The sequence below is a fragment of the Roseateles sp. genome (assembly GCF_052436255.1).
Classification (GTDB): Bacteria; Pseudomonadota; Gammaproteobacteria; order Burkholderiales; family Burkholderiaceae_C; genus Pelomonas.
In genome coordinates this window covers 1-20,349 of record NZ_JBQVNP010000095.1, presented here as the reverse complement: position 1 = coordinate 20,349, position 20,349 = coordinate 1, and the positions used below count along the sequence as shown (strand labels likewise).

23 protein-coding genes and 1 pseudogene are annotated in these 20,349 nt (G+C 68.4%); 9 read left to right on the top strand and 15 right to left on the bottom strand.

Annotation, left to right across the window (positions count from 1 at the left end; all coding sequences use genetic code 11):
- Positions 1-553, bottom strand: a 553-nt coding sequence (locus ACT6S0_RS18830; protein WP_444765323.1) for a ProQ/FINO family protein, incomplete at its 3' end; no start/stop codon positions are given.
- Between the two features lie 311 nt (positions 554-864).
- Between ACT6S0_RS18830 and ACT6S0_RS18825 the strand changes: the two genes are divergently transcribed.
- A complete protein-coding gene (locus ACT6S0_RS18825) occupies positions 865-1,353 on the top strand; it encodes a GFA family protein (protein ID WP_444765322.1) in 489 nt (162 codons plus the stop codon).
- Between the two features lie 3 nt (positions 1,354-1,356).
- On the opposite strand, the gene ACT6S0_RS18820 is transcribed toward ACT6S0_RS18825, so the two are convergent.
- The 3 genes from ACT6S0_RS18820 to ACT6S0_RS18810 all read right to left on the bottom strand — a co-directional run bounded on the left by ACT6S0_RS18820 (position 1,357) and on the right by ACT6S0_RS18810 (position 3,845).
- A complete protein-coding gene (locus ACT6S0_RS18820) occupies positions 1,357-2,031 on the bottom strand; it encodes a DUF4197 domain-containing protein (RefSeq protein WP_444765321.1) in 675 nt (224 codons plus the stop codon).
- 105 nt (positions 2,032-2,136) lie between these two features.
- The gene (locus ACT6S0_RS18815; RefSeq protein WP_444765320.1) at positions 2,137-3,078 is read right to left on the bottom strand and encodes a nucleoside hydrolase; all 942 of its coding nucleotides are present in this window, start codon (positions 3,076-3,078) and stop codon (positions 2,137-2,139) included.
- Positions 3,075-3,845, bottom strand: coding sequence for a fumarylacetoacetate hydrolase family protein (locus tag ACT6S0_RS18810; protein ID WP_444765319.1), 771 nt, complete (start codon positions 3,843-3,845; stop codon positions 3,075-3,077). Before ACT6S0_RS18810 ends, ACT6S0_RS18815 begins: the two co-directional genes overlap by 4 nt.
- Before the next feature lie 34 nt (positions 3,846-3,879).
- Here ACT6S0_RS18810 and ACT6S0_RS18805 point away from each other — a divergent pair, with 34 nt between their 5' ends.
- The 3 genes from ACT6S0_RS18805 (at position 3,880) to ACT6S0_RS18795 (ending at position 7,595) form a co-directional block, all read left to right on the top strand.
- Positions 3,880-4,785 carry a hypothetical protein gene (locus ACT6S0_RS18805; RefSeq protein WP_444765318.1) on the top strand — a complete coding sequence of 302 codons (906 nt, stop codon included), beginning with the start codon at positions 3,880-3,882 and terminating at the stop codon, positions 4,783-4,785.
- Positions 4,786-4,908: 123 nt separating this feature from the next.
- Positions 4,909-5,190, top strand: a complete 282-nt coding sequence (locus ACT6S0_RS18800; protein ID WP_444765317.1) for a BTH_I0359 family protein — start codon at positions 4,909-4,911, stop codon at positions 5,188-5,190.
- Positions 5,191-5,285: 95 nt separating this feature from the next.
- Positions 5,286-7,595, top strand: a complete 2,310-nt coding sequence (locus tag ACT6S0_RS18795; RefSeq protein ID WP_444765316.1) for an ATP-binding protein — start codon at positions 5,286-5,288, stop codon at positions 7,593-7,595.
- Here the strand turns inward: ACT6S0_RS18795 and ACT6S0_RS18790 are convergent.
- The 4 genes and pseudogenes from ACT6S0_RS18790 to ACT6S0_RS18775 form a co-directional block, all read right to left on the bottom strand.
- Entirely contained in the window at positions 7,582-8,106 is a 525-nt protein-coding gene (locus ACT6S0_RS18790) for a GNAT family N-acetyltransferase (protein WP_444765324.1), read from the bottom strand. The two genes, ACT6S0_RS18795 and ACT6S0_RS18790, sit on opposite strands and share 14 nt — an antisense overlap.
- A gap of 78 nt (positions 8,107-8,184) precedes the next feature.
- Positions 8,185-8,559 (bottom strand): annotated as a pseudogene (locus tag ACT6S0_RS18785) (GNAT family N-acetyltransferase); the annotation flags it as partial.
- Positions 8,556-9,122 (bottom strand): helix-turn-helix domain-containing protein, encoded by a 567-nt coding sequence (locus ACT6S0_RS18780; protein ID WP_444765315.1) that lies wholly within the window; start codon positions 9,120-9,122, stop codon positions 8,556-8,558. The gene ACT6S0_RS18780 and the pseudogene ACT6S0_RS18785, both read right to left, overlap by 4 nt.
- A 29-nt stretch (positions 9,123-9,151) precedes the next feature.
- The gene (locus tag ACT6S0_RS18775; protein WP_444765314.1) at positions 9,152-10,147 is read right to left on the bottom strand and encodes a questin oxidase family protein; all 996 of its coding nucleotides are present in this window, start codon (positions 10,145-10,147) and stop codon (positions 9,152-9,154) included.
- A 30-nt stretch (positions 10,148-10,177) separates the two neighbouring features.
- Here ACT6S0_RS18775 and soxR point away from each other — a divergent pair, with 30 nt between their 5' ends.
- Both soxR and ACT6S0_RS18765 read left to right on the top strand, forming a co-directional pair.
- Complete coding sequence (gene soxR, locus ACT6S0_RS18770; RefSeq protein WP_444765313.1) at positions 10,178-10,651, top strand: redox-sensitive transcriptional activator SoxR; 474 nt, start codon at positions 10,178-10,180, stop codon at positions 10,649-10,651.
- 69 nt (positions 10,652-10,720) lie between these two features.
- Complete coding sequence (locus tag ACT6S0_RS18765; protein ID WP_444765312.1) at positions 10,721-11,497, top strand: ferredoxin--NADP reductase; 777 nt, start codon at positions 10,721-10,723, stop codon at positions 11,495-11,497.
- Positions 11,498-11,801: 304 nt separating this feature from the next.
- Here ACT6S0_RS18765 and ACT6S0_RS18760 read toward each other — a convergent pair whose 3' ends face one another.
- The 7 genes from ACT6S0_RS18760 to ACT6S0_RS18730 form a co-directional block, all read right to left on the bottom strand.
- Entirely contained in the window at positions 11,802-12,620 is an 819-nt protein-coding gene (locus ACT6S0_RS18760) for a LytR/AlgR family response regulator transcription factor (protein ID WP_444765311.1), read from the bottom strand.
- 16 nt (positions 12,621-12,636) lie between these two features.
- Positions 12,637-13,038, bottom strand: a complete 402-nt coding sequence (locus ACT6S0_RS18755) for a hypothetical protein (protein WP_444765310.1) — start codon at positions 13,036-13,038, stop codon at positions 12,637-12,639.
- Entirely contained in the window at positions 13,035-14,498 is a 1,464-nt protein-coding gene (locus ACT6S0_RS18750; RefSeq protein ID WP_444765309.1) for a sensor histidine kinase, read from the bottom strand. Before ACT6S0_RS18750 ends, ACT6S0_RS18755 begins: the two co-directional genes overlap by 4 nt.
- 236 nt (positions 14,499-14,734) lie before the next feature.
- Positions 14,735-15,301 (bottom strand): YceI family protein, encoded by a 567-nt coding sequence (locus tag ACT6S0_RS18745; RefSeq protein ID WP_444765308.1) that lies wholly within the window; start codon positions 15,299-15,301, stop codon positions 14,735-14,737.
- A gap of 41 nt (positions 15,302-15,342) precedes the next feature.
- Positions 15,343-15,876: a YceI family protein gene (locus ACT6S0_RS18740; RefSeq protein WP_444765307.1), complete on the bottom strand. Its 534-nt coding sequence runs from the start codon at positions 15,874-15,876 to the stop codon at positions 15,343-15,345.
- 12 nt (positions 15,877-15,888) lie between these two features.
- A complete protein-coding gene (locus ACT6S0_RS18735) occupies positions 15,889-16,428 on the bottom strand; it encodes a cytochrome b (protein ID WP_444765306.1) in 540 nt (179 codons plus the stop codon).
- 59 nt (positions 16,429-16,487) lie between these two features.
- Positions 16,488-17,663, bottom strand: a complete 1,176-nt coding sequence (locus ACT6S0_RS18730; protein WP_444765305.1) for an alkane 1-monooxygenase — start codon at positions 17,661-17,663, stop codon at positions 16,488-16,490.
- Between the two features lie 167 nt (positions 17,664-17,830).
- On the opposite strand from ACT6S0_RS18730, the gene ACT6S0_RS18725 reads away from it, so the two are divergent.
- From ACT6S0_RS18725 to ACT6S0_RS18715, 3 genes are all read left to right on the top strand, one after another.
- On the top strand, positions 17,831-18,952 hold the full coding sequence (locus tag ACT6S0_RS18725; RefSeq protein WP_444765304.1) for a TRAP transporter substrate-binding protein: 1,122 nt from the start codon (positions 17,831-17,833) through the stop codon (positions 18,950-18,952).
- 46 nt (positions 18,953-18,998) lie between these two features.
- Positions 18,999-19,577 carry a TRAP transporter small permease subunit gene (locus ACT6S0_RS18720; RefSeq protein ID WP_444765303.1) on the top strand — a complete coding sequence of 193 codons (579 nt, stop codon included), beginning with the start codon at positions 18,999-19,001 and terminating at the stop codon, positions 19,575-19,577.
- Positions 19,574-20,349: TRAP transporter large permease subunit (locus ACT6S0_RS18715; protein ID WP_444765302.1), on the top strand; the 776-nt coding region annotated here is incomplete at its 3' end. The genes ACT6S0_RS18720 and ACT6S0_RS18715, both read left to right, overlap by 4 nt.

Sequence of the window (20,349 nt, the reverse complement as noted above, 5' to 3'; positions counted from 1 at the left end):
GGCGCATACCGTCGCGGCGAGCCTCCTGGAGCGGGGCCGGCGGCGCCTCGGCGCGTTCCTTGCGTGCGATCTCCAGCAGGCCCGGCAGCTCCTCGGGCACGACGCCCTTGAGCACGCAGAAGTTGGCCTCGGTCAGCGTGGTGCGCTCGAAGTCCCACAGCAACTGCGCACGGTTGCGGCGCTGCTGGAACTCCAGTTGGTGGCGCTCCTGCTCGGCCTGCTGGCGCTCCTGCTGCACGCCCTTGCGGCGCGCCAACTCTTCCTTGGCGGCAGTCAGGTGCTCTTCGCTGATCTCGCCGGCGGGGTTGCCGTCGAGGTCGAAGCGCGTCTTGGCCTGCGTCAGCGCGATCAGATAGCCCGTGCTGCCAGTGTGGCGGCGCAGGAAGGCGCCGAGCTGCGCCTTGCTGAACTTGCCCGGCGCGCGCTCCTGGATGTCGGCCTGCACGCGCAGCTTGACTGGCTTGGGTTTGCCGGTGAACAGCGCAGGGAACAGGGCCTTGAGCTCGGCCGCGGCGTCAACGGCGGGCGCGGGGCCGGCCGCGGACGCGGGCACTGCGACCTCATCGGCCGGGGCCGCCGCGGAGGCTTCTGGCGTAGCGGGAGCGACGGGCGCGTCTACAGGCGCATCGGCGAGCGCTTCGGTCGCAGCGGGAGCCGCCGGCTCTGCAGCTGGCGCGGCGTTGGCGGACGGGGTCACGGGATCGGGAAGATCGGAATTCATCGCAAAGCGCCAGAGACGCGAACGGGCAAGGGCCGGGATTGTCGTTCAGCCGCGCTCAAAGGCCCAGGGCGCTCGTGGGATGGCCCCGCCGCATCGGCCATGGCCATCATTGGCGCGTCGTCGTCAGCATGCGGAGCGCAGCCATGCAGCTTGAAGGTTCATGCCATTGCGGCAGTGTGAGGTTCTCGGTCGAGGCCGACTCGCCAGCGCCTTTCATGCGCTGCTACTGCTCCATCTGCCGCAAGACGGCCGGCGGCGGGGGCTACGCCATCAACCTCGGCGCGCTGACCCACACGATGAAGGTCAAGGGCAAGCGCCATCTGCGCATCTACCGCGCGCAATTGCCCGGCCAGGACGGCAAGGGCACACACACCAGCAGCGGGCGGCGCTACTTCTGCAAGCGCTGCGGCAGCGCGCTGTGGCTGTGGGACCCGACCTGGCCCGAGCTGGTGCATCCCCACGCCAGTGCCATCGACACCGCGCTGCCGGTGCCGCCGGACAACGTGCATTGCATGCTGGGTTCCAAGGCGCCATGGGTGGCTGTTGAAGGCCAGCCCAAAGACCCGCGCTTCGACGCCTACCCCGATCTGTCGCTGGCACAGTGGCACGCGGCGCACGGTCTCACAAGTTAGCGCTCAGCGCGCACCGAAGACCTTTTTCAGGATGGCGCTGCCGGGACCAACCGGGTCGCGCCTGATCTTCCTTTCTTCCTCGCCAATGATGCGAAACAGCCCGTCCAGCGCCATGCCGGTCACGTATTGCTGGATGTTGGCGTCGTCACCGCGCACGAGTCCGAAGCCCGCCGCCTTCTTCGCCACGGCGTTGTACTTGTCGGCCAGGGCGACGCGCTCGGTGGCCTGGGTGACGATGGGCAGGAACTGCGCGTGCAGCGGCTCGCGCGTCTTGTCGGCGAAGAAGTTCGTCACCGAGTCGTCCCCACCCCTGAGCAGCCTCAACCCGTCCTCGACGCTCATGTCCCTGACCGCCTTGACCAGCAGCGGCTTGGCCGCCGGCACGGCGGCCTCGGCGGCGCGGTTCATCGCCGTGACGAGTTCGTCCAGCCGGGCGCCCTGGCCGGTGGCCTTGAGCAGCTTGGCGGCGTCCTTCAGGTAGCCCGGCAGCTCGATCCTGACGAGCGGGTTGCCCAAGAAGCCGTCGCGCCGGCCGAGCAAGGCCACGGCCGCATTGGCGCCGCGTTCCAGGGCCGCGCGGATGCCGGCGTTGGCGTCACCCTCGGTCAGGTTGAGCGCCCGGGCCGGGCGCAGCCACAACAGGGCGGGGGCAGCGGCGATGACGAGGCGGCGTTGCATGGCGGACTCCGTTCAAGGAGAGTCCATCTTGCCACCATGGCACGGTAGACCATGGCGTCGCCCTCGCCCGTCTCCGACGGCGCCCATGTCATCGGGAATGAAGCCTCAATCGAGCCCGGCCAGACGCTCGGTCAGCAGTCGGAAGAATGCGTCGGCGTCGACATGACGCAGTACCTGGGCATTGGCGGGCAGGCCGGTCACACCCCACCAGTCGATGACCGTCATGCCGCGTGTGAGATCGCTGCGGGTTTCGACGCGCACATTGCAGTCGCGGCCCGTGAACAGTTCGGGCTGCAGCAGCCAGGCGATGACGCAGGGATCGTGCAGCGGGCCGCCGTCCTGACCGTATTTCTCTTCGTCGAAGCGCTCGAAGAACTCCATCCAGGCGGCGACGACGCTGCCGGCGCGGTTGCCCAGGCGCCGGATGGCTTCGATGCGGGCCGCCGTGGTCAGCACCTCGTGGGTGACGTCCAGCGGCGCCATCGTGATGGGCACGCCACTGCTGAAGACCTCGTGCGCGGCCTGCGGGTCGACGTAGATGTTGAACTCGGCCGACGGCGTGACATTGCCGCCCTCGAAGAAGCCGCCGCCCATCAGCACGATGCGGCGGATGCGCGTCGCGATGTCGGGCGCCTGGCGCAGGGCCAGCGCGATGTTGGTCAGCGGGCCCAGCGGGCACAGCGTCACCGTGCCGGCCTCGCGCTCGCGCAGGGTCTGGATGATGAAGTCAACCGCGTGGCGCGGGTCCAGGGCCAGCGTCGGCTCGGGCAGGTCAACACCGTTCAGGCCGGTGTCGCCATGCACATGCTCGGCGGTGACCAGCGGCACATCCAGCGGCCGGTCGGCACCCGCGCAGAGGGGCACGTCGACGCGGCCGGCCAGCTCCATGACCTTGCGGGCGTTCAGCGTCGTCAGCCGCAACGGCACATTGCCGGCCACCGTCGTCACGCCCAGCAGTTCCAACTCGGGGCTGGCGGCGGCAAGAAGCAGTGCAATGGCGTCGTCCTGGCCAGGATCCGTGTCGATGATGATGGGCAGGGCAGTCATGCGGCAGGTGCCAGGTCGATGTCGATGGCGCCGAACAGGCTGGTGCCCTCGGCGGTCTTGAGGTCCAGATGCAGGCTGTCACCGGGCGCGAGCGCCGGGTCCAGCGCCCCGAGGGCCGCGCCCACCACCTGGCCGGCACGCAGCACGCGCAGCCGTGCGAGGCGGGCCAGGGCGTCGCCGGCTGCGGCCGTCACCTCGCGCGGCTCAAGCTTGCCGCCGTTGTGCAGCAGGTGGAGGCGGGCCTGCAGGCGGCCGCCCGACCAGGCGCTGCCGAGTTCATCGGGCGTGACGGCCACGGGCGCGCAGTGCGTGGCGATCAGGTCGCCGTCGATGCGCCAGTCCAGGGCAAAAGTCAACAGCCGCAGCGCATCCAGCGCTGCGGCGGCATCGCTGGCGGCGGCCAGGTCGCCGGTGATGGCCGCGAGCGCCGGCTCACCGTGGGCAGGCGCCCGCAGCGGCTGGCCCGGTGCCGAGAAGCTGGCAGCCTCGCGGCGGACGCCGCCGTCTGCATCGACAACCGCCCAACCATAGGCCCGCGGCAGCGGCGCCAGGCACTTGTCAGGCTCGAAGGCGAAGGCATGGCGCAGCTTGCCGTGGTTGAGTTGCACGGCCAGGTCCTCGAGCTGCGGGGCGATGAAGCCCCAGTCGTCGAGCACCTGCTGCAGGCGCGTGGCGATGCCGGTGGCGTAGTGGGCCTGGGTCAGGTCGCGCGACACGACGACGAGATGGCCGTCGCGCGAGCCGTCGGCGTAGCTGGCGAATTTCATGGATGGGGGTTCGCAGAGATGGCAGCATTGTGCGATGCGCGCTGCCCTGCTGTCCTCGCGAGCACGATCCCGCGCCGCCCTGCTTGCGCTGGCGGCCAGCCTGCTCGCGCATGGCGCGCTGCTGAGCAAGGCGCGTGTGCGCGAGGCCCCGGTTGCGCCGGCACGCACCGTCAACATCACGCTGCTGCAACCGCCGACCACGCCCATGGCCCTGCCCGAGCCTGCGCCGGCCGCCTTGCCCGCCCTGGCGGCCCGATCCCCTCGGCCCCACAAGAAAGCGCGCCCGGCGGCCGTGGAGGCGCCCGAGGCCAAACCTGACGCGCCATTGATGCGCCTGGCCGGCCCCGCGACCTGGCACTACCGCCTCCGCCAGGGCGGCCAGGACGGCGCGGCGCTGCTGGACTGGCAGCCGCAGCCGGACGGCCGCTACAGCCTGCGGCTGACACGCCGCATCGGCGAGCGCGCCTTGCCCGCGCTGGAAAGCCTCGGCCAAACCGGCAGCGCCGGCCTCGCGCCGCAGCGCTTTGCACTTCAGCACGGCGGCCGGGACCGCCAGGCCGTCAACTTCGACGCCGAAGGCCGACGCGTCAGCTTCTCAGCCAGCCCGGCCCGGCTGGATCTCCCCGAAGGCACGCAGGACCGCCTGTCGTGGTGGCTGCAACTCGCAGCGCTGGTCCAGGCCTCGCCCGCACCGGGCGGGCGTTGGCGCATCTGGGTGGCCGGCCTGCGCGGCGAGCTGCGCGAATGGACTTTCGAGGCAGTTGACGGCGCACCCGAGGACCCAGGCACCCTGCATCTGCGCCGCCAGCCACTCGGGCCACATGACCCCGGCGTCGAGCTGTGGCTGGACCCGGCGCGCGGCTATTGGCCGGTTCGCTTGCGCCAGGGAGACCCGGAAACGCGCGGTTTCGAGATCAGCTTGTCCGACGTGAACTCCTGACGCTTCCTACACGTTGTCAGCGCGGGGGATGACCCGAACTGCGGGGCGTTCTGCCAGTATCTAAACCAACCGGGGCTTGAATCCCGCGCCGCCACCCGCAGTTGAAGCCATGAGGAGAACTCCATGCACATGCTCTACAACTCCGACAGCTTCATCGTCGTCCAGTTCGACGTACCGACCACCGCACTCCAGGCTGTCGAGTCGGGCCCGCAGCTCAATCGCGGCGGCTTCGAGATCGTTGACAAGTTTGCCCGCAAGGAAATCTTCATCGAAGGCGCCCTGGCTGAATCCTTCCAGCAGGGTGTGCAGGCCCTTATCGATGAAGGTGAGCCGTCCGAGGACGAGCTTGACGCGTTCATCGAGCGCTACGCCCTGATGGGCCAGCAACCGGTCGTGATGCACTGAACACTTGGCAAGGCCGTCTTCCATTGATCTGCGCCCAAGCCTGATACAAGATGGGTCCACGCCGACCGCTGCCGGTCGCGACAGGAGCCCATTGAATGGTGAAGCGAGCCGCCGTAGAGACAGCCTCCCGGGCTTCGGCCCGAGTGCTGCCTTCGCCCGGCCTGGACAGCGCCCCGGTGCTGGACCGCATGTGCTCGCAGTTCGTGCTGACGCTGACCGTCAGGCACGCCGGCCGCTTCAACCTGCGGCGCGATTTCAACGGCCTGCTCTCCTTCACCGGCCGCCACCTTGTCTGGCCGATGCGTGTGCTGCAGCGGCTGCGCGGCTACCTCGGCCAGCGCTGCGCGGGCAACGAGCTGTGGCGCGGGCATGAATCGCTGAGCGACGAGGTCTTTCTGGACCGCTACGGCCAGTGGAGCGGCCCGTTCTCCGAGGCCACGCTGTTCTTCTATCTCGACGAATACGTCAAGGACGCGCCCAAGGACATGATGGCCTTGCTGGCCACGACCTGCGAGCACCTGGACCACCAGCTCAAGCGCGAGTCGACGCTGGTCGAGAAGAACATCGCCGCCTTAGGCACACTGCTGCAACTCAACCCGGCCGAGCGCGCCATCCTGCTGTACGGGACGCTCGCCCGCTACCAGCGCGAGTTGCGCGGGGCGCTGGTCGAGTTCAAGGTCAACACGGCGCTGGAGGCCTTCGCTGCCATCGCCGCGGTGGCCGGCGTCGACGAGCGCGAGGTCGCCGAGGCCCTGCGCGCAGGCTCGCGGCTCGAGCGCATCGGCATGGTCGAGAACCTGATCTCCGAGCACAACATCACCGATCTGGCCGACCTGATGAAGGTCAGCGACCAGTTGCCGCCCGTGTTGATGCGCGAATACCAGGGCCCGCACGACCTGATGGCCGTGTTCACGCGGCCGGCGACGCTGAGCGCTCTGGGCGCCAGCGATTTTCAGTTCGTCAGCGAAGACCTGGCGCTGCTGCAAGGCCTGCTGACGCGCGCCGTGGCCACGCACGCCACCGGCGTCAACGTGCTGCTCTACGGACCGCCGGGCACCGGCAAGACCGAGCTGGCCAAGGTGGCCGCCGCGGCCGCGGGGCTGGACCTGTACGAGGTTGAATACGCCGACCGCGACGGCAATTCACTGTCTGGCCGCGACCGCTATCGCTCGCTGCAGATCAGTCAGGTCTTCCTGAAGGCCAGCGCCAACGTGGCCCTGCTGTTCGACGAGGTGGAGGATGTCTTCCCGCCGCTGTCCAGCGACACGGCCTCGCTGCTGAGCCGGCTGGATGCCAGCGGAGAAGGCGGTGCCGGCAACTCGGTCAGCGGCAAGGCCTGGGTGAACCAGATCCTGGAGACCAACCCGGTGCCGGTGATCTGGGTGACCAACCGCATCGAACAGATCGACCCGGCCTTCCGCCGCCGCTTCCAGTACCACCTGGAGCTGAAGTCGCCGCCACCCGGCGCACGCCGGGGCCTGGTCGCGAAGTCACTCGGCGAGGTCACGGTCAGCGAAGACTTCGTCGGCAAGCTCGCCGAGCGGCCGGGCCTGACGCCGGCGCAGATCCGCACTGCCGTGCGCTTCGCTCAGTTGGCCGGTTCGGCGGATGAGGCCGAGAAGCTCATCGAGCGCCAACTGGCCAATGCCGACAAGGCCCTCGGCCGCGACGACGTCAGCCACGCCCGGCCCTGCGTGACGACCTATGCGCTGGACCTTCTGAATTGCGAAAGCCGCTTCGAGATCCCGCGCATCGTCGAGGCGCTGCGCCGCAAGGGTGCGGGCCAGCTGTGCTTCTACGGCCCGCCCGGCAGCGGCAAGACCGCGTTGGCGGAGCACATCGCCCAGCGCTTGGGCCGGCCGCTGATGGTCAAGCGCGCCAGCGACATCTCCAGCAAATTCGTCGGCGAGACCGAGCAGAACATGGCGCGGATGTTCGAGCTTGCACAGGCCGAAGGCGCCGTGCTGCTGCTGGACGAGGCCGACAGCTTCCTGCGCAGCCGCAAGCGTGCGGAGCGCAACTACGAGGTCAGCGAAGTCAACGAGATGCTGGCCGGCATGGAGCGCTTCAACGGCCTCTTCATCTGCACGACAAATCTCTTCGACGACCTGGACGAAGCGGCGCTGCGGCGCTTTGCCTTCAAGATCAGGTTCAAGGCGCTGAAGCCCGAGCAGCGGCTGGCGATGTTCGAGCGCGAGGCGGGCGAGGCGCCGACCGCTGAGCAGCGCTCACGCCTGGTCGCGATGGACTGCCTGACGCATGGCGACTTCGCGGCCGTACGAAATCAAGTCGAGATCCTTGGCGAGGCCTTCGCGCCGGATGAGTTCCTGGCTCAGCTGGAGGCGGAGCATCGGACCAAGCCCGAGGTGCGAGAGCGGCGAGGGATCGGCTTCAGAGCGGCTTGAAGTAGTAGCTCGTCGAACACGGCACGCCCTCGGGCATCAACGCGTAGTTCGGAATGTCGCCCGCCCTCCGCCAACCCAGCCGCTCGTAGACGCGGGACGCATCGCTGCCGGTGACGGTGTCCAGCACCAGCGTCGTCTTGCCCAGCTCGCGCGCCTTCACTTCCAACGCCTTCAGCAATCGCTCTGCAACGCCGTGTCGTCGCATGCGGCGGTGCACGAGCATCTTGCTCACATCGGCGCGGTGCGGCTGGTTGTCGGGCATGTCGACGACCAAGGACAACGTGCCGCAGATGCGCCCGGCCGCGTCTTCGGCGACAAAGAGATGGCGCTCGCCAGCCACTACGCAAGCAGCGACCTTGCGCCAGAAGGCTTCGGGGCGGCCCTCGGCCAGCGGCAGCATGAAGCCCACCGATGCGCCGCCCTCGACGCAGTCGCGCAGCACTTCGGCCAACTCGGGCACACGGGCCAGCGCCTCGGCGCCGTCAAGTTCTCTGATGGTGCTCACGGTCATTTCCAGTTCCTTGCCTAAACACACGGCCGCCGCATTGCCCGCGTAGCGGCCGAAGTTGTCGATGCGACGGTAGCCATGGCGCTCATAGAAAGCCACGGCGCGGCCGTTCACGGCGCGTGTCTCCAGCCACACCGCGCGATAACCCAGCTCGCGCGCGGTCGCCTCCAGGTGGGCCAGCAGCGCAGCGCCCGTGCCTCGGCCGCCGGGACGGGCATACATGCGTTTGAGTTCGGCCACGCCGCCCTGCAGCGGCCGCAGCGCACCGCAGCCAATCGCGCGACCGTCGCCGTCCCGCGCCACGACGAAGCGGCTGCGTGGCCCGCGAACGTCGTCGGCCGCGAAACCACTGCGGCCGCTGTCGCCGGTGATGGCCTGCAACGCGGCGGAAAGTTCATCCAGCAGCACACGCGCGTCGGCGTGCTCCGGGTCGAGGGCGGCAATGCTCGGCGTCATGCCTCGGCGCCGGTCAACGCCACGAGGTAGCGCGCCGGCTTGGGACCGGGGTTGTGGAAGCGGATGGGTGCGTCAAGCCGCATGGCCAGACAGTCGCCGGGGTTGAGGCTCCAAACGTCCCCGCCATGGCCGATCTCCATGACGCCGTCGATCATCCAGACGAGCTGGTGGATGTCGGCATCGCGCTGCGAGGTCTCGAAGGCGACGCGCTGGCCGGCAGGGAAGACGACGTCCACCAACTGCAGCGGCGACACGCCCGCCGGCGAGACATTGCGGCGGCGGTAGCCGGAGGCGGGGTCGTCCCAGACGGGCTGGTCGGCCACGCGCACCAGCGGCGACCGTGCGGCCGGTGGAGCGCCGGCCTCGAACATCGAGGCGACGCTGACGCCGAGCGCCGACGACAGCTTGTCCAGCACCACCGCCGTCGGGCTGCTCTGGCCGCGCTCGATCAGCGAGATGTTGGAGCGGCTGACGCCGCTCTTGTGGGCCAGCGCGTCCAGCGACAGGCCGGCGGCCGAGCGCAGCCCATGCAGGCGGCGGCCGATGCGTTCAGTGATGTCCATCTGTCCAGTTTACTGGAAACATTCCTCCATCAAAATGGAATGGCGCGTTCGACGGCGCGGCGCCAGGCCGGGTCGGGCCAGCGCCGGCCAAGTCGCCAGGCCGCGTGGGTGAGCTTGATGACGTGGGCATCGGGCTGCTCGCAGGCGGCCGAGATCAGCGCCGGCCAGGGGCGGCTCGGCGGGCGGTCCAGCATCAGCGCGGGCTCGGCGCCACTGGCCAGCAGGCCGGCTGCGGCGGCGACGCTGAAGCCGCGCGCCAGTTCAGCCAATGGCCACCAGGGCTCCAGCACGGTCATGGCGTGGCTTGCCGTCAGCAGGTGCAGCACGGTGAAGTTGCCGGTGGACGCGTAGGTGCGCGCGGCCAGTAGCGCGAGATCGCGTAGCGTGTCCGGCCCGTGGCGCAGCCGACCCGCCAGGGCCGCAAAGCCGGGCGAATCACCCCAGACCCGCATGCGACCGGTGATCAGGCTGCCCGCCGGCAAGACCGGCCGCGGCAACGCCGTCAGCGCGCTCAGCCAGTCGGTCATCTCAAGCAGCGGGCCGTCGGTCGTCGGCAGTGGCATGAAGTGCGACGCCCAGTGCGCCAGGCCGGCGGCCAGCTCACCCTCGTGGCCGGCCAGCACGGCGTGGCCGGTGCGGATCAGGCCGTGGAAGGCAATGGCGCCGGCGCCGGGCAGCAGCATCGGCAGGGCCTCTGCCAGGGCACCGGCGGAACCCAGCTCGGCAATGCGGGCCTCGAAGTACGCACGCCAGGCGGCGTCACTGTCTGCGCGGCCGAGGTCACGGTCGACCACGATGCGTGCCGGCCGGGCCGCGGTGCGCGGCTCCAGCAGCGTCTCGCCGGCTTCAGTGAAGGCCTGCAGCCGCGCGGCCGAGGCGCCCAGCTCCAGCAGCGCCTGCTGGGCCATGGGCAGGTGGTTGCTCAGTTGGCCGCGGTAGGTGGCCGACAGCGCCTGGCCGGCGTCGAGCAGGTGGTGCAGTTGCGCAATCGTCGCGGGCGCCGGAGCGGCGGTTTTCATCAGCATGGACGGCCTCGTCTGTGGGAATATGGCGCCATGCTCGAAGTTGAAGTGGACTTGAAGTCAAGCGCTCCGTTGACCATCGGCCAGCTCGCCCGGCGCGCGGGCATCGCGACGAGCGCCCTGCGCTTCTACGAAGCCCAAGGGCTGCTTGCCGGCAGCCGCAGTGCCGGCGGGCACCGGCAGTACCCGCGCCATGCGCTGCGCCGCGTCGCGTTCATCCGCGCGGCCCAGGCCGTGGGGCTGACGCTGCCGCAGATCAAGGCCGCGCTGGCCACGCTGCCGGACAGCCGCACGCCGACCAAGGCGGACTGGACCCGGCTTTCGGCGGCCTGGGCGCCGCTGCTGGACGCACGCATTGCCGCATTGCAGAAGCTGCGCAACCAGTTGACGAGCTGCATCGGCTGCGGCTGCCTGTCGCTGAAGGCCTGCGCGCTCTACAACCCGCAGGATTCGGTCAGCCAGCAAGGCGCCGGCGCGAGGCTTCTGGGCATCGAAACGACGCCTTGACCCTTTGGCGACGGTGGAAGCTCACTTCCCGGCGAAAATCCCGGGGTTAACCCCGCCACGATCAGCCCCATGAGTGCATTCCACGAAGAGACCGTCCTGACCGTCCACCACTGGACCGACCGCCTGTTCAGCTTCACGACGACGCGTGACCAGGCCCTGCGTTTTTCCAATGGCCACTTCACGATGATCGGCCTCAAGGGCGAGAACGGCAAGCCGCTGCTGCGCGCCTACAGCATCGTCAGCGCCAACTATGAGGAGCAGCTGGAGTTCCTCAGCATCAAGGTGCCGGACGGTCCGCTGACGTCAAAACTGCAGCACATCAAGCCGGGCGACAAGATCGTCGTCGGCCGCAAGCCCACGGGCACGCTGCTGATCGACTATCTGCTGCCGGGCAAGACGCTGTACCTGCTGGGCAGCGGCACCGGCCTGGCGCCCTTCATCAGCATCGTGCGCGACCCGGTGACGTACGAGCGCTTCGAGAAGGTCGTCATCGTCCACGGCGTGCGCCACGTGAACGAGCTGGCCTACCACGACCATCTCACGGTCGACCTGCACCAGCACGAGTTCCTCGGCGAGTTCGCGAGCGAGCAGCTGCTGTACTACCCGACGGTGACACGCGAGCCCTACAAGAACATGGGCCGCATCACCGACCTGATCCAGACCGGCAAGCTGCAGGCCGACCTGGGCCTGCCGCCGCTCAACCCCGAGGACGACCGCATCATGCTGTGCGGCAGCCCGGCGCTGCTCAAGGACATGCAGGAGATGCTGGAGATCCGCGGCTTCAAGGAAGGCAGCACGACGACGCCGGGCGACTACGTCATCGAGCGGGCGTTCGTGGAGAAGTAAGGGCGAAGTTCCTTGGTCAGGTACGACCGTTCCGGAACAAGGTATTCAATGTTTCACCTCGATGTTCTGCTGCCGCCTGCCGAGCAGCGCCTGCTAGGCGCGGGCGACGGTGTCGGGTGGGCCTGCGCAATTGCGCCCAGCCACATCCCGGCTTTTCTACCAGTGGTCTTCCGCCGCGAGAACCGAGGTGACGCCAGCAGGAGGCCGGGTAGGCTTGATGCGAAGGTAAAGGAGGAGGTCGCGAAGCGGCCGGGGGACACGAAGCATCAGGCCTGCCCGGCCTGCTGCGCCCACGATCAAAAGCTCACATCCCCTTGAACAGGTGCGTATAGCTGCGGCTGACCTCGAGCTTCTCGGTGAGCCCACGCACACCCACCAGCTGACGGCCGCGGAAGTCGCGGGTGATGCCGTCGATGGCGCGGGCGTTCACCAGCGTGGAGCGGTGGATCTGCCAGAAGACCTGCGGATCCAGCTCGTCCACCAGCTCCTTGATGGGCTTGCGGATCAGCGCCTCGACCTTGGCGGTCTGCACGCGCGTGTATTTCTCGTCGCTGATGAAGAAGAGCACGTCCTCGACCGGGATCATCTGGATGGCCTGGCCGACCGTCGCCTGGATCCACTGCAGATAGCTCGGCTTGGCGCCGCCGCCGCTGACCTGGGCGGACAGCTTGTGCAGCAGCTGCTGCAGCGGCGCTGACGAGGTCTCGACCGACTCGCTGCCTTCGCGCTGGGCCAGGCGCTTCTTGATGCGCGCCACCGTCAGCTGCAGACGTTCGCGCTCGGCGGGCTTGAGCACATAGTCAGCCACGCCCTGCTCGAAGGCTTCCACGGCGTACTGGTCGTAGGCGGTGATGAAGACGATTTCGGGCACCAGCCAGTCGTCGTCCTCCGGCAGTTGCGCGATCTGGCGGGCGGCGTCGACGCCCGTCAGGCCCGGCATGCGGATGTCGAGGAAGACCAGGTCGGGCTTGTGCTGCCGGGTCAGCTCGACGGCCTCGAGGCCGTTCTTGGCCTCGGCCACGATGTCCAGTTCAGGCCAGACCTCGGTGAGGCGGCTGCGCAGCTGTTCGCGCATCAGTCTTTCGTCGTCCGCCAGGACGGCTCTCACAGGGGATGTAGTCATGGCCGTGGATGCTAGATCAGACTGACACCGATTTGGCCGCGTTGGCACGGCTGCGGTTGCGCAACACGATGAAGGCCAGCAGGCCGAGCAGGATCAGCGGCGAGCCGAGCACCGCCCCGACGCCGAGCAGGCTGGCCACGACCAGGGCGATCACGCCGCCGACGATGAGCAGCGGCAGCGCCAGGCCGAGCAGCAGCACCAGCGGCAGAACGATGACGCAGATGACGCCGGCGACCAAGAGGCCGATGGCAGCACCCAGCCAGTCGCCGAAGTCGCTGCCGCCGAAGAAGAACTCGCCGTCGTCCAGCACGATGTGCATGTCGGGGCCGTGGTGGTTCCACAGCGCGAAGCCGCCCAGCATTGCCAGCAGGACCATCAGCGCGGTGCCGATGAAGAGGATCTTGAACAGGGTTTTCATGCCGTGGCTCCTTCGTCGTTGCGGCTGCGATAGGGCACGGTGATCGTGACGACCGTGCCGGTGGGTTGGTTCTCGGTGACGGTGACGCTGGCCTTGCTGCCGTGCAGCAGCTGCAGGCGCTCGCGGATATTGGCCAGGCCCACGCCGGTGCCGCTGGTGGCGGCGCGGCCAAAGCCCAGGCCCGTGTCGGCCACCGTGACGGCCAGCTTGCCGTGCACGATCTCGGCCTTGACCTTGAGCGTGCCGCCCTCGGCCTTGGGCTCCAGCCCGTGCTTGATCGCGTTCTCGACCAGGCCCTGGATCATCATGGGCGGGAATTCGGCAGACAGCAGTCCCTCGGGCACGTCGACCTCGGTCTGCAGGCGCTCTTCCATGCGCACCTTCAGGATTTCGAGGTAGGGCCGGATGACGGCCAGCTCGCGGCCCAGATCGCGCACGCCGCCGTTGGCATTGGCTTCGCGCATGGTGGGCATGGAGGCCCGCAGCAGCGCGATGAGGTTCTTCTGCATCTGGCTGGCGCGCGGCGGGTCGGTCTCGATCAGATGGTCGATGCTCGCCAGCGTGTTGAACAGGAAGTGCGGCTCGACCTGAGCCTGCATGGCGGCCATGCGGGCCTCGATGACCTGGCGCTTGAGCGCCTCGCTCTCGGCGTTCTCGGCGGCCTGCGCGGCCTTGACCTCGGCCTGGATGCGGCCCTTGTACATGGCCTTGATGACGGCGGAGGCCAGCACCCAGAGGATGGCCAGGTCCATCAGCGAATCCCCGGCATGGATGATGGTGACGCGCTTGCGGCTTTGCGCCTGGCTGGCTTCTTCGGCCGCTTCACGCAGGGCGGCCTGGGCTTCGGCCGCGGCGACCTGCGCCTCGGTGACTTCCTCGGCCTCCTGCTTGAGCTGGCTGAGCTGGTCCTTGGCCTGGTCGATGGCGGCGCGGATGTCCTCGGGGCGGGCGCTCCTGGGGAAGTCGATGGAGATGGCGGGCGCCGAGGTGTCATCGGCCGCCTTGGGTTCGCCGTCCTCGTCAACGGCGCTGGCGGCACCGGCACCGGCACCAGCGGCCGCCGGGCGTACCGGCTGGATGCGCACCCCGCGCTCGTCGATCTTGACCTCGTACTGGACGGCGCCCTTCTCGCCATCCTTCTTGGCCGCCTTCTCGGCCGCCCGGCGGGCCTTGTCGGCAGCCTTCTTGGCGTCCGCCTCCATCCGGGCGTGGCGGCGCGCCGCGGCGCCACGGTCGTGGTCCTCGACCTGCTCGCTGATGCGCCAGGTGAACGGCGGCAGGTTCTTCAGCACATTGACGCCGATCAGCAGCGCCAGCGACAGCAACACGAAGCGCTTCCAGCTGATGCCGACCAGCCAGCCGGCGTAGATGTGGAAGTAGCGCACCACCGTGCCGGAAAAACGCTGCCAGCGCGCGATCCAGAGCTTTTGCTGGGGGCTGGGTGTGAAGGAGGGAGTCATGGCCGTGGTGTCGTCGTTGGGGCCACTGTAAGCAGGCGCCCGGGGCGGCGTGGGGCCGGAGCGACACGCAGGCCGGCCCGGGTGACGAACTGCATCGGAGCGCGACAGGCCGGCCGCCCCGCCGGGGCGCCGCTGGGAGCGATGCGGCCATAGTTCACGGACCGCCGTGCGGCGGCCTTCTCTCGGCCAGCAAAAAGCCCGCCGGGGCGGGCTTTCACGAGCGGCCGGCAGGCTCTCTATTGCTTGATCGCCTCGGCCTGGATCAGCAGGCGCACGTTGTCAGGGATGCCGGGCACGCCGTAGGTGATGCCCCACTGGCTGCGCTGGATGGTCGCCTCAAAGTCGCCGCCGCAGACCTCGCGCTTCAGGCGCGGGTGGTCGTAGCAATTGAAGCCGGTGGCGGTCAGCGTGACCGGATGGGTCTTGTCGCGCAGCGTCAGGTTGCCGGTGACGCTGACGAGCTTGTCGCCGTTGAAGGTGAGCTTGTCGCCGGCGAATTTGGCGGTCGGGAACTGCTCGACCCCGAAGAAGTCGTTGCTCTTGAGGTGACCGTCGAAGGGGCCGACGCCGGTGGAGATGGACGTCATGTCCAACGTGACCTCGAAGCGGCCCGTCTTGGCGGCCTTGTCGAAGGTGATGGAGCCTTCCTTCTTGTCCCAGCGGCCCCGCGAGGTGCTGGTGCCGAAGTGCTTGGCCTCCCAGGTCACGAAGGTGTGGGTGGGGTCGATCACGTAGGTGGCGCTCTGGGCCTGAACGGCGCCAGCGGCAGCAAGCAGGGCAGTGAGCAGCAATGCGTTCTTCATCGATGGAACTCCGGGGGGCTAGGAAGGAAGGAGGGCCGAGGTTACAGGCCGGCGAAAGACAGCTTGAACTTGACGGTTACATCGTTGGCGACCATGGAGGTGTCGGTCCATTCGCCGTCGCCGATCTTGAAATCAAGGCGCTTGATGACGACGCTGCCCGAGGCAACACCTGCGGCCACGGTGATGGGCACGGTGACGTCGCGGCTGGCGCCCTTGATGCTCAGCTTGCCGGCGACGTCGTACTTGCCAGGCCCCGTCGGCTTGATGGCGCTGGAGACGAAGGTCGCCTTGCCGTTGCGCTTGGTGTCGAACCAAGGCGCCTTGGCCATTTCGGCGTCAAAGCTGGCGTCGCCCAGCGACACGCTGCCCAGGTCGACCGTGAAGGCGATCTTGCCAGCCTCGGGTTTCTTGGCGTCGAAGTCCAGCGCGGCTTCAAACTTCTTGAACGTGCCGTCGACCGGCACGCCCATCTGCTTGAAGGTGAAGCTGACGTCGCTCTTGGCGGGCTGCAGCGTGGCGGCCTGGGTGGCCAGGGCGCTGGTGGCGACCAACAGGGCGGAAAACAGGTGTTTCATGGGATCCTTTCTTCAGGCGCGACCCAGGCCCATGCGGGCGAGCAGGCGGTCACGGTCAATCAGATGGTGCTTGAGCGCGCCGCCCACATGGGCCGCCACCAGCAGGCCCAGCCCGTAGGCGGCGAACTTGTGGACGAGCTTGAAGACCGCGGCCAGTTCCTTGTCCTTGGGCACGAAGTCGGGCAGCGGCAGCACGCCGAACCAGACGATGGGGAAGCCCGCCGCCGAGCTGTAGGCCCAGCCGGCCAGGGGCACGGCGAAGAAGAGCACGTAGAGCAGGCCGTGCGTCAGGTGGGCGACACGCGCCTGCCAGGCTGGCATGGGCAGGTCGGCCGGTGGGCGGTGCGTCAGGCGCCACAGCAGCCGCAGCGCCGACAGCGCCAGGATCGCGACGCCCGCCCACTTGTGCCAGTTGTAAAGCTTGAGCCGCGTCGGCGAGAACGGCAGGCTGGTCATGTAAAGCCCCACGCCAAGGGCGCCAACGATGGCCAGCGCCAGCAGCCAGTGCAGCGCGATGGCGACGGGGGTGTAGCGATTGGCTGGGCGCATCATGGGCTCGCAGTGTGTTCCTTGCAGGCCGGCAGGCGGTTCACCGGCCTTGACGCCATTGTTCAGCGATTTTGAACGGCGTCCAGGCGGCGCTGCAGCACGGCGCGGCGCGAGGGCTGGACATTGGCGCGCGACAGATCACCGCCGTAGTGAGCCAGCACCCGCCGGTCCATCAGCCGGAACCACAGCGGCGGGCAGTAGGCAAGCAGCAGCAGGCCGGCATAGCCGCTGGGCAGTTGCGGCGCCGAATCGAAATGCCGCAGGGCCTGGTAGCGCCGCGCCGGGTGGGCGTGGTGGTCGCTGTGGCGCTGCAGGTGGTACAGGAACAGGTTGGACACGCGGTGGTTGCTGTTCCACGAATGCTCGGGCGCGCAGCGCACCGGCCGGCCATCGGCACCGGTGGCACGCAGCAGGCCGTAGTGCTCGATGTAGTTGACCACCTCCAGCAGCGAAGCGCCGTAGAGGGCCTGCGCGAGCAAGAAGGGCAGCGCCCCCCAGCCCAGCCAGGCCACCAGGCCGCCATACAAGGTCAGCGTCATCGTCCAGGCCTGCAGACACTCGTGACGCCAATGCCAGGCCGGCAGGCCGCGGCGCGCCAGCCGTTCCGCCTCCAGCGCCCAGGCCGAACGCAGGCCGCCGATCAGCGTGCGCGGCAGGAAGGCCCAGTAGCCTTCACCCAGGCGCGCGCTGGCCGGGTCCTCGAAGGTCGCCACGCGGCGGTGGTGGCCGCGGTTGTGCTCGACGTAGAAATGCCCATAGGCCACCGGCGCCAGCACCAGCCGCGACAGCCAGCGCTCCCAGCGGGCGCGCTTGTGGCCCAGCTCGTGGGCGGTGTTGATGGCCACGCCATTCATGCCACCCACGGTCAGCACCAGGCCGAGTAGGCCCATCGCGCCAAGGGGCCCGGCCGGCTCGCGCGTGGCGATCCAGGCGGCGTGCAGCGTCAGCCCGAACTGCAGCGGGATGAACAGCAGCAGCACTGCCAGATACCAGCGGTCCGCTTCCAGCGCGGGCACGGCCTCGGCCGGCGGGTTGGCGCGATCTTCGGCCAGCCACCAATCCAGCAGCGGAACGAGGCTGTAGATCACGGCGGGCATCAGCCACAGAAACATTACTTTGCCAGTGGACTGGTACTGCCAGAGGTTCATCCAGGCCATGCCCGGCAAGAGCCCCGACAACAGCCAGCCGTAGCGCTTGCGGTCTTGCCAATGGGCGGGTCGCGCGGTCATGAGGGACATCGACATGATGCTGCGCGAGCGAACGAACGCGGTCAAGCGGGCCTCAACCGTGGGTTTGACCCAGTTGCGTCGGATAAGGGCAGCACCAGACAGTCGGGCACGGCGGCGGGCGCCCAGCCGCACGGTTTATCAAGGCGCAGTCAACACTTCAGATCGGAGACAAGCCCATGACCCAGATTCCCAGCGCGCGTCGGCGCTTCATCAAGAAGGCCGCGGTCACCACCGCCGGTGCAGGCGCCCTGGCCGCACCCATGATCTCGACCGCGCAGACCGTCAGCATGCGCTTTCAGTCGACCTGGCCGGCCAAGGACATCTTCCATGAGTACGCGCAGGACTTCGCCAAGAAGGTCAACGACATGGCCGGCGGCCGCCTGAAGATCGAGGTGCTGCCCTCGGGCTCGGTCGTGCCGGCCTTCCAGCTGCTCGATGCCGTCAACAAGGGCACGCTGGACGGCGGCCACGGCGTGGTGGCCTACCACTACGGCAAGAACAACGCCCTGGCGCTGTGGGGTTCGGGCCCGGCCTTCGGCATGGATCCGAACATGGTGCTGGCCTGGCATAACTACGGGGGCGGCAAGGCGCTGCTGGCCGAGGTCTATGCGGCGCTGAACATCGATGTCGTCAGCTTCCTCTACGGCCCCATGCCCACCCAGCCGCTGGGCTGGTTCAAGAAACCCATCGGCAAGCCGGAAGACCTCAAGGGGCTGAAGTTCCGCACCGTCGGTCTGGCCGTCGACGTGTTCAAGGAGCTGGGCGTGGCCGTCAACCCGCTGCCGGGCGGCGAGATCGTGCCGGCCCTGGACCGCGGGCTGATCGACGCGGCCGAGTTCAACAACGCGTCGTCCGACCGCGTACTGGGCTTTGCCGACGTGGCCAAGACCTGCATGCTGCAAAGCTTCCACCAGAGCGGCGAGCAGTTCGAGATCCTGTTCAACAAGGCCAAGTACGACGGGCTTCCGGCCGAGCTGAAGGCGGTCATCGACTACGCCGTGCAGGCGGCCAGCGCCGACATGAGCTGGAAGGCCATCGAGCGCAACAGCACCGACTACGGCGAGCTCAAGAAGGCCGGCGTGAAGTTCTACAAGACGCCCGACAGCGTGCTGCGCGCGCAGATCGCCGCCTGGGACAAGGTCATCGCCGCCAAGGCCGCCGAGAACCCGCTGTTCAAGAAGGTGCTGGACAGCCAGAAGGCCTTCGCCCAGCGCGCCGGCGGCTGGCAGAACGACTACACGGTCGACTACAAGATGGCCTGGAACCACTACTTCCGCGCACCGGCCAAGAAGGCCTGACCGCGGCGACACCAAGGGGCCTCGCGCCCCTTTTTCCTGCCATCACATGAAAAAGCTCCTGCTCGCCGTGGACCATCTGTCCACCTGGATCGGCCAGGCCTTTGCCTGGCTGATCGTCGCGCTGACCGCGCTGATCAGCTGGGAGGTCTTCTCCCGCTACATTCTCAACGCGCCGCACGACTGGAACCTCGATGCGCAGCTGATGGGTTACGGCACGCTGTTCATGATGGCCGGCGCCTACACGCTGGCCAAGAGCGGCCACGTGCGCGGCGACGTGCTCTACGGCTTCTTCCAGCCGCGCACGCAGGCCACCATCGACCTGACGCTCTACATCGTCTTCTTCCTGCCGGGGATCGTCGCGCTGACCTGGGCCGGCTGGACCTTCTTCGAGGACGCAGTGGCCATCCGCGAGTCCACCTTCAGCGCCACGCCGCTGCCGCTCTACCCGTTCAAGGCGGTCATCCCGCTGGCCGGCGGCCTGCTGCTGCTGCAGGGCCTCGTCGAGATCGTGCGCTGCCTGCAATGCCTGCAGCAGGGCTGCTGGCCCAGTCGAGAGCAGGACGTCGAGGAAGTCGACGTCGACAAGCTCAAGCAGATGGTCCACGCCGAAGAGGGCCGGCCGTGAAGATACGCAAGGAACTCTGGTTCGGCTTCGCGCTGATGGCGATCATCATCGCCGGCACGGCCTTCACCCTCCTCAATGCCGAGCAGCTCACGCGCGGCCACCTGGGCCTGACCATGCTGGCGCTGGTCGTCGTGGCCATCATGCTGGGCTTCCCGACGGCCTTCACGCTGATGGGCATGGGCATGCTGTTCACCTGGCTGGCCTACGACTTCGACACCGGCAAGACGCTGGCGCTGATGGTGCAGAGCGCCTTCAAGGTGATGGGCAACGACGTGCTCATCTCCATCCCGCTGTTCGTCTTCATGGGCTACCTGGTCGAGCGGGCCAACCTGATCGACAAGCTGTTCAAGAGCCTGCACCTGGCCATGGCCCGCGTGCCAGGCTCGCTGGCGGTGGCCACCATCTTCACCTGCGCCATCTTTGCGACCGCCACCGGCATCGTCGGCGCTGTCGTCACGCTGATGGGCCTGCTGGCCCTGCCGCAGATGCTCAAGGGCGGCTACGACGTGCGCGTGTCGGCCGGCGCCATCACGGCGGGCGGCTGCCTGGGCATCCTGATCCCGCCGTCGGTCATGCTCATCGTCTACGGCGCCACCGCCGGCGTGTCGGTGGTGCAGCTCTATGCCGGCGCCTTCTTCCCCGGCCTGATGCTGGCCGGCCTGTACGTGCTGTACGTGGTGCTGCTGGCCAAGCTCAAGCCCAAGCTGATGCCGCCGCTGTCGGCCGAGGCGCGTCATGTCGCGCTGCCGCCGCTGGCCGAGCGACTCAGCGG

Coding starts and splice junctions, on each gene's coding strand:
- ACT6S0_RS18780 (WP_444765315.1), bottom strand. CDS start 9,122: ATGGACATCACTGAACGCATCGGCCGCCGCCTGCATGGGCTGCGCTCG.
- ACT6S0_RS18815 (WP_444765320.1), bottom strand. CDS start 3,078: ATGACTGCCCTGCCCATCATCATCGACACGGATCCTGGCCAGGACGAC.
- ACT6S0_RS18730 (WP_444765305.1), bottom strand. CDS start 17,663: ATGTCCCTCATGACCGCGCGACCCGCCCATTGGCAAGACCGCAAGCGC.
- ACT6S0_RS18750 (WP_444765309.1), bottom strand. CDS start 14,498: ATGACTCCCTCCTTCACACCCAGCCCCCAGCAAAAGCTCTGGATCGCG.
- ACT6S0_RS18800 (WP_444765317.1), top strand. CDS start 4,909: ATGCACATGCTCTACAACTCCGACAGCTTCATCGTCGTCCAGTTCGAC.
- ACT6S0_RS18765 (WP_444765312.1), top strand. CDS start 10,721: ATGAGTGCATTCCACGAAGAGACCGTCCTGACCGTCCACCACTGGACC.
- ACT6S0_RS18795 (WP_444765316.1), top strand. CDS start 5,286: ATGGTGAAGCGAGCCGCCGTAGAGACAGCCTCCCGGGCTTCGGCCCGA.
- ACT6S0_RS18745 (WP_444765308.1), bottom strand. CDS start 15,301: ATGAAGAACGCATTGCTGCTCACTGCCCTGCTTGCTGCCGCTGGCGCC.
- ACT6S0_RS18825 (WP_444765322.1), top strand. CDS start 865: ATGCAGCTTGAAGGTTCATGCCATTGCGGCAGTGTGAGGTTCTCGGTC.
- ACT6S0_RS18725 (WP_444765304.1), top strand. CDS start 17,831: ATGACCCAGATTCCCAGCGCGCGTCGGCGCTTCATCAAGAAGGCCGCG.
- soxR (WP_444765313.1), top strand. CDS start 10,178: ATGCTCGAAGTTGAAGTGGACTTGAAGTCAAGCGCTCCGTTGACCATC.
- ACT6S0_RS18805 (WP_444765318.1), top strand. CDS start 3,880: ATGCGCGCTGCCCTGCTGTCCTCGCGAGCACGATCCCGCGCCGCCCTG.
- ACT6S0_RS18740 (WP_444765307.1), bottom strand. CDS start 15,876: ATGAAACACCTGTTTTCCGCCCTGTTGGTCGCCACCAGCGCCCTGGCC.
- ACT6S0_RS18735 (WP_444765306.1), bottom strand. CDS start 16,428: ATGATGCGCCCAGCCAATCGCTACACCCCCGTCGCCATCGCGCTGCAC.
- ACT6S0_RS18775 (WP_444765314.1), bottom strand. CDS start 10,147: ATGCTGATGAAAACCGCCGCTCCGGCGCCCGCGACGATTGCGCAACTG.
- ACT6S0_RS18820 (WP_444765321.1), bottom strand. CDS start 2,031: ATGCAACGCCGCCTCGTCATCGCCGCTGCCCCCGCCCTGTTGTGGCTG.
- ACT6S0_RS18755 (WP_444765310.1), bottom strand. CDS start 13,038: ATGAAAACCCTGTTCAAGATCCTCTTCATCGGCACCGCGCTGATGGTC.
- ACT6S0_RS18810 (WP_444765319.1), bottom strand. CDS start 3,845: ATGAAATTCGCCAGCTACGCCGACGGCTCGCGCGACGGCCATCTCGTC.
- ACT6S0_RS18790 (WP_444765324.1), bottom strand. CDS start 8,106: ATGACCGTGAGCACCATCAGAGAACTTGACGGCGCCGAGGCGCTGGCC.
- ACT6S0_RS18760 (WP_444765311.1), bottom strand. CDS start 12,620: ATGACTACATCCCCTGTGAGAGCCGTCCTGGCGGACGACGAAAGACTG.
- ACT6S0_RS18720 (WP_444765303.1), top strand. CDS start 18,999: ATGAAAAAGCTCCTGCTCGCCGTGGACCATCTGTCCACCTGGATCGGC.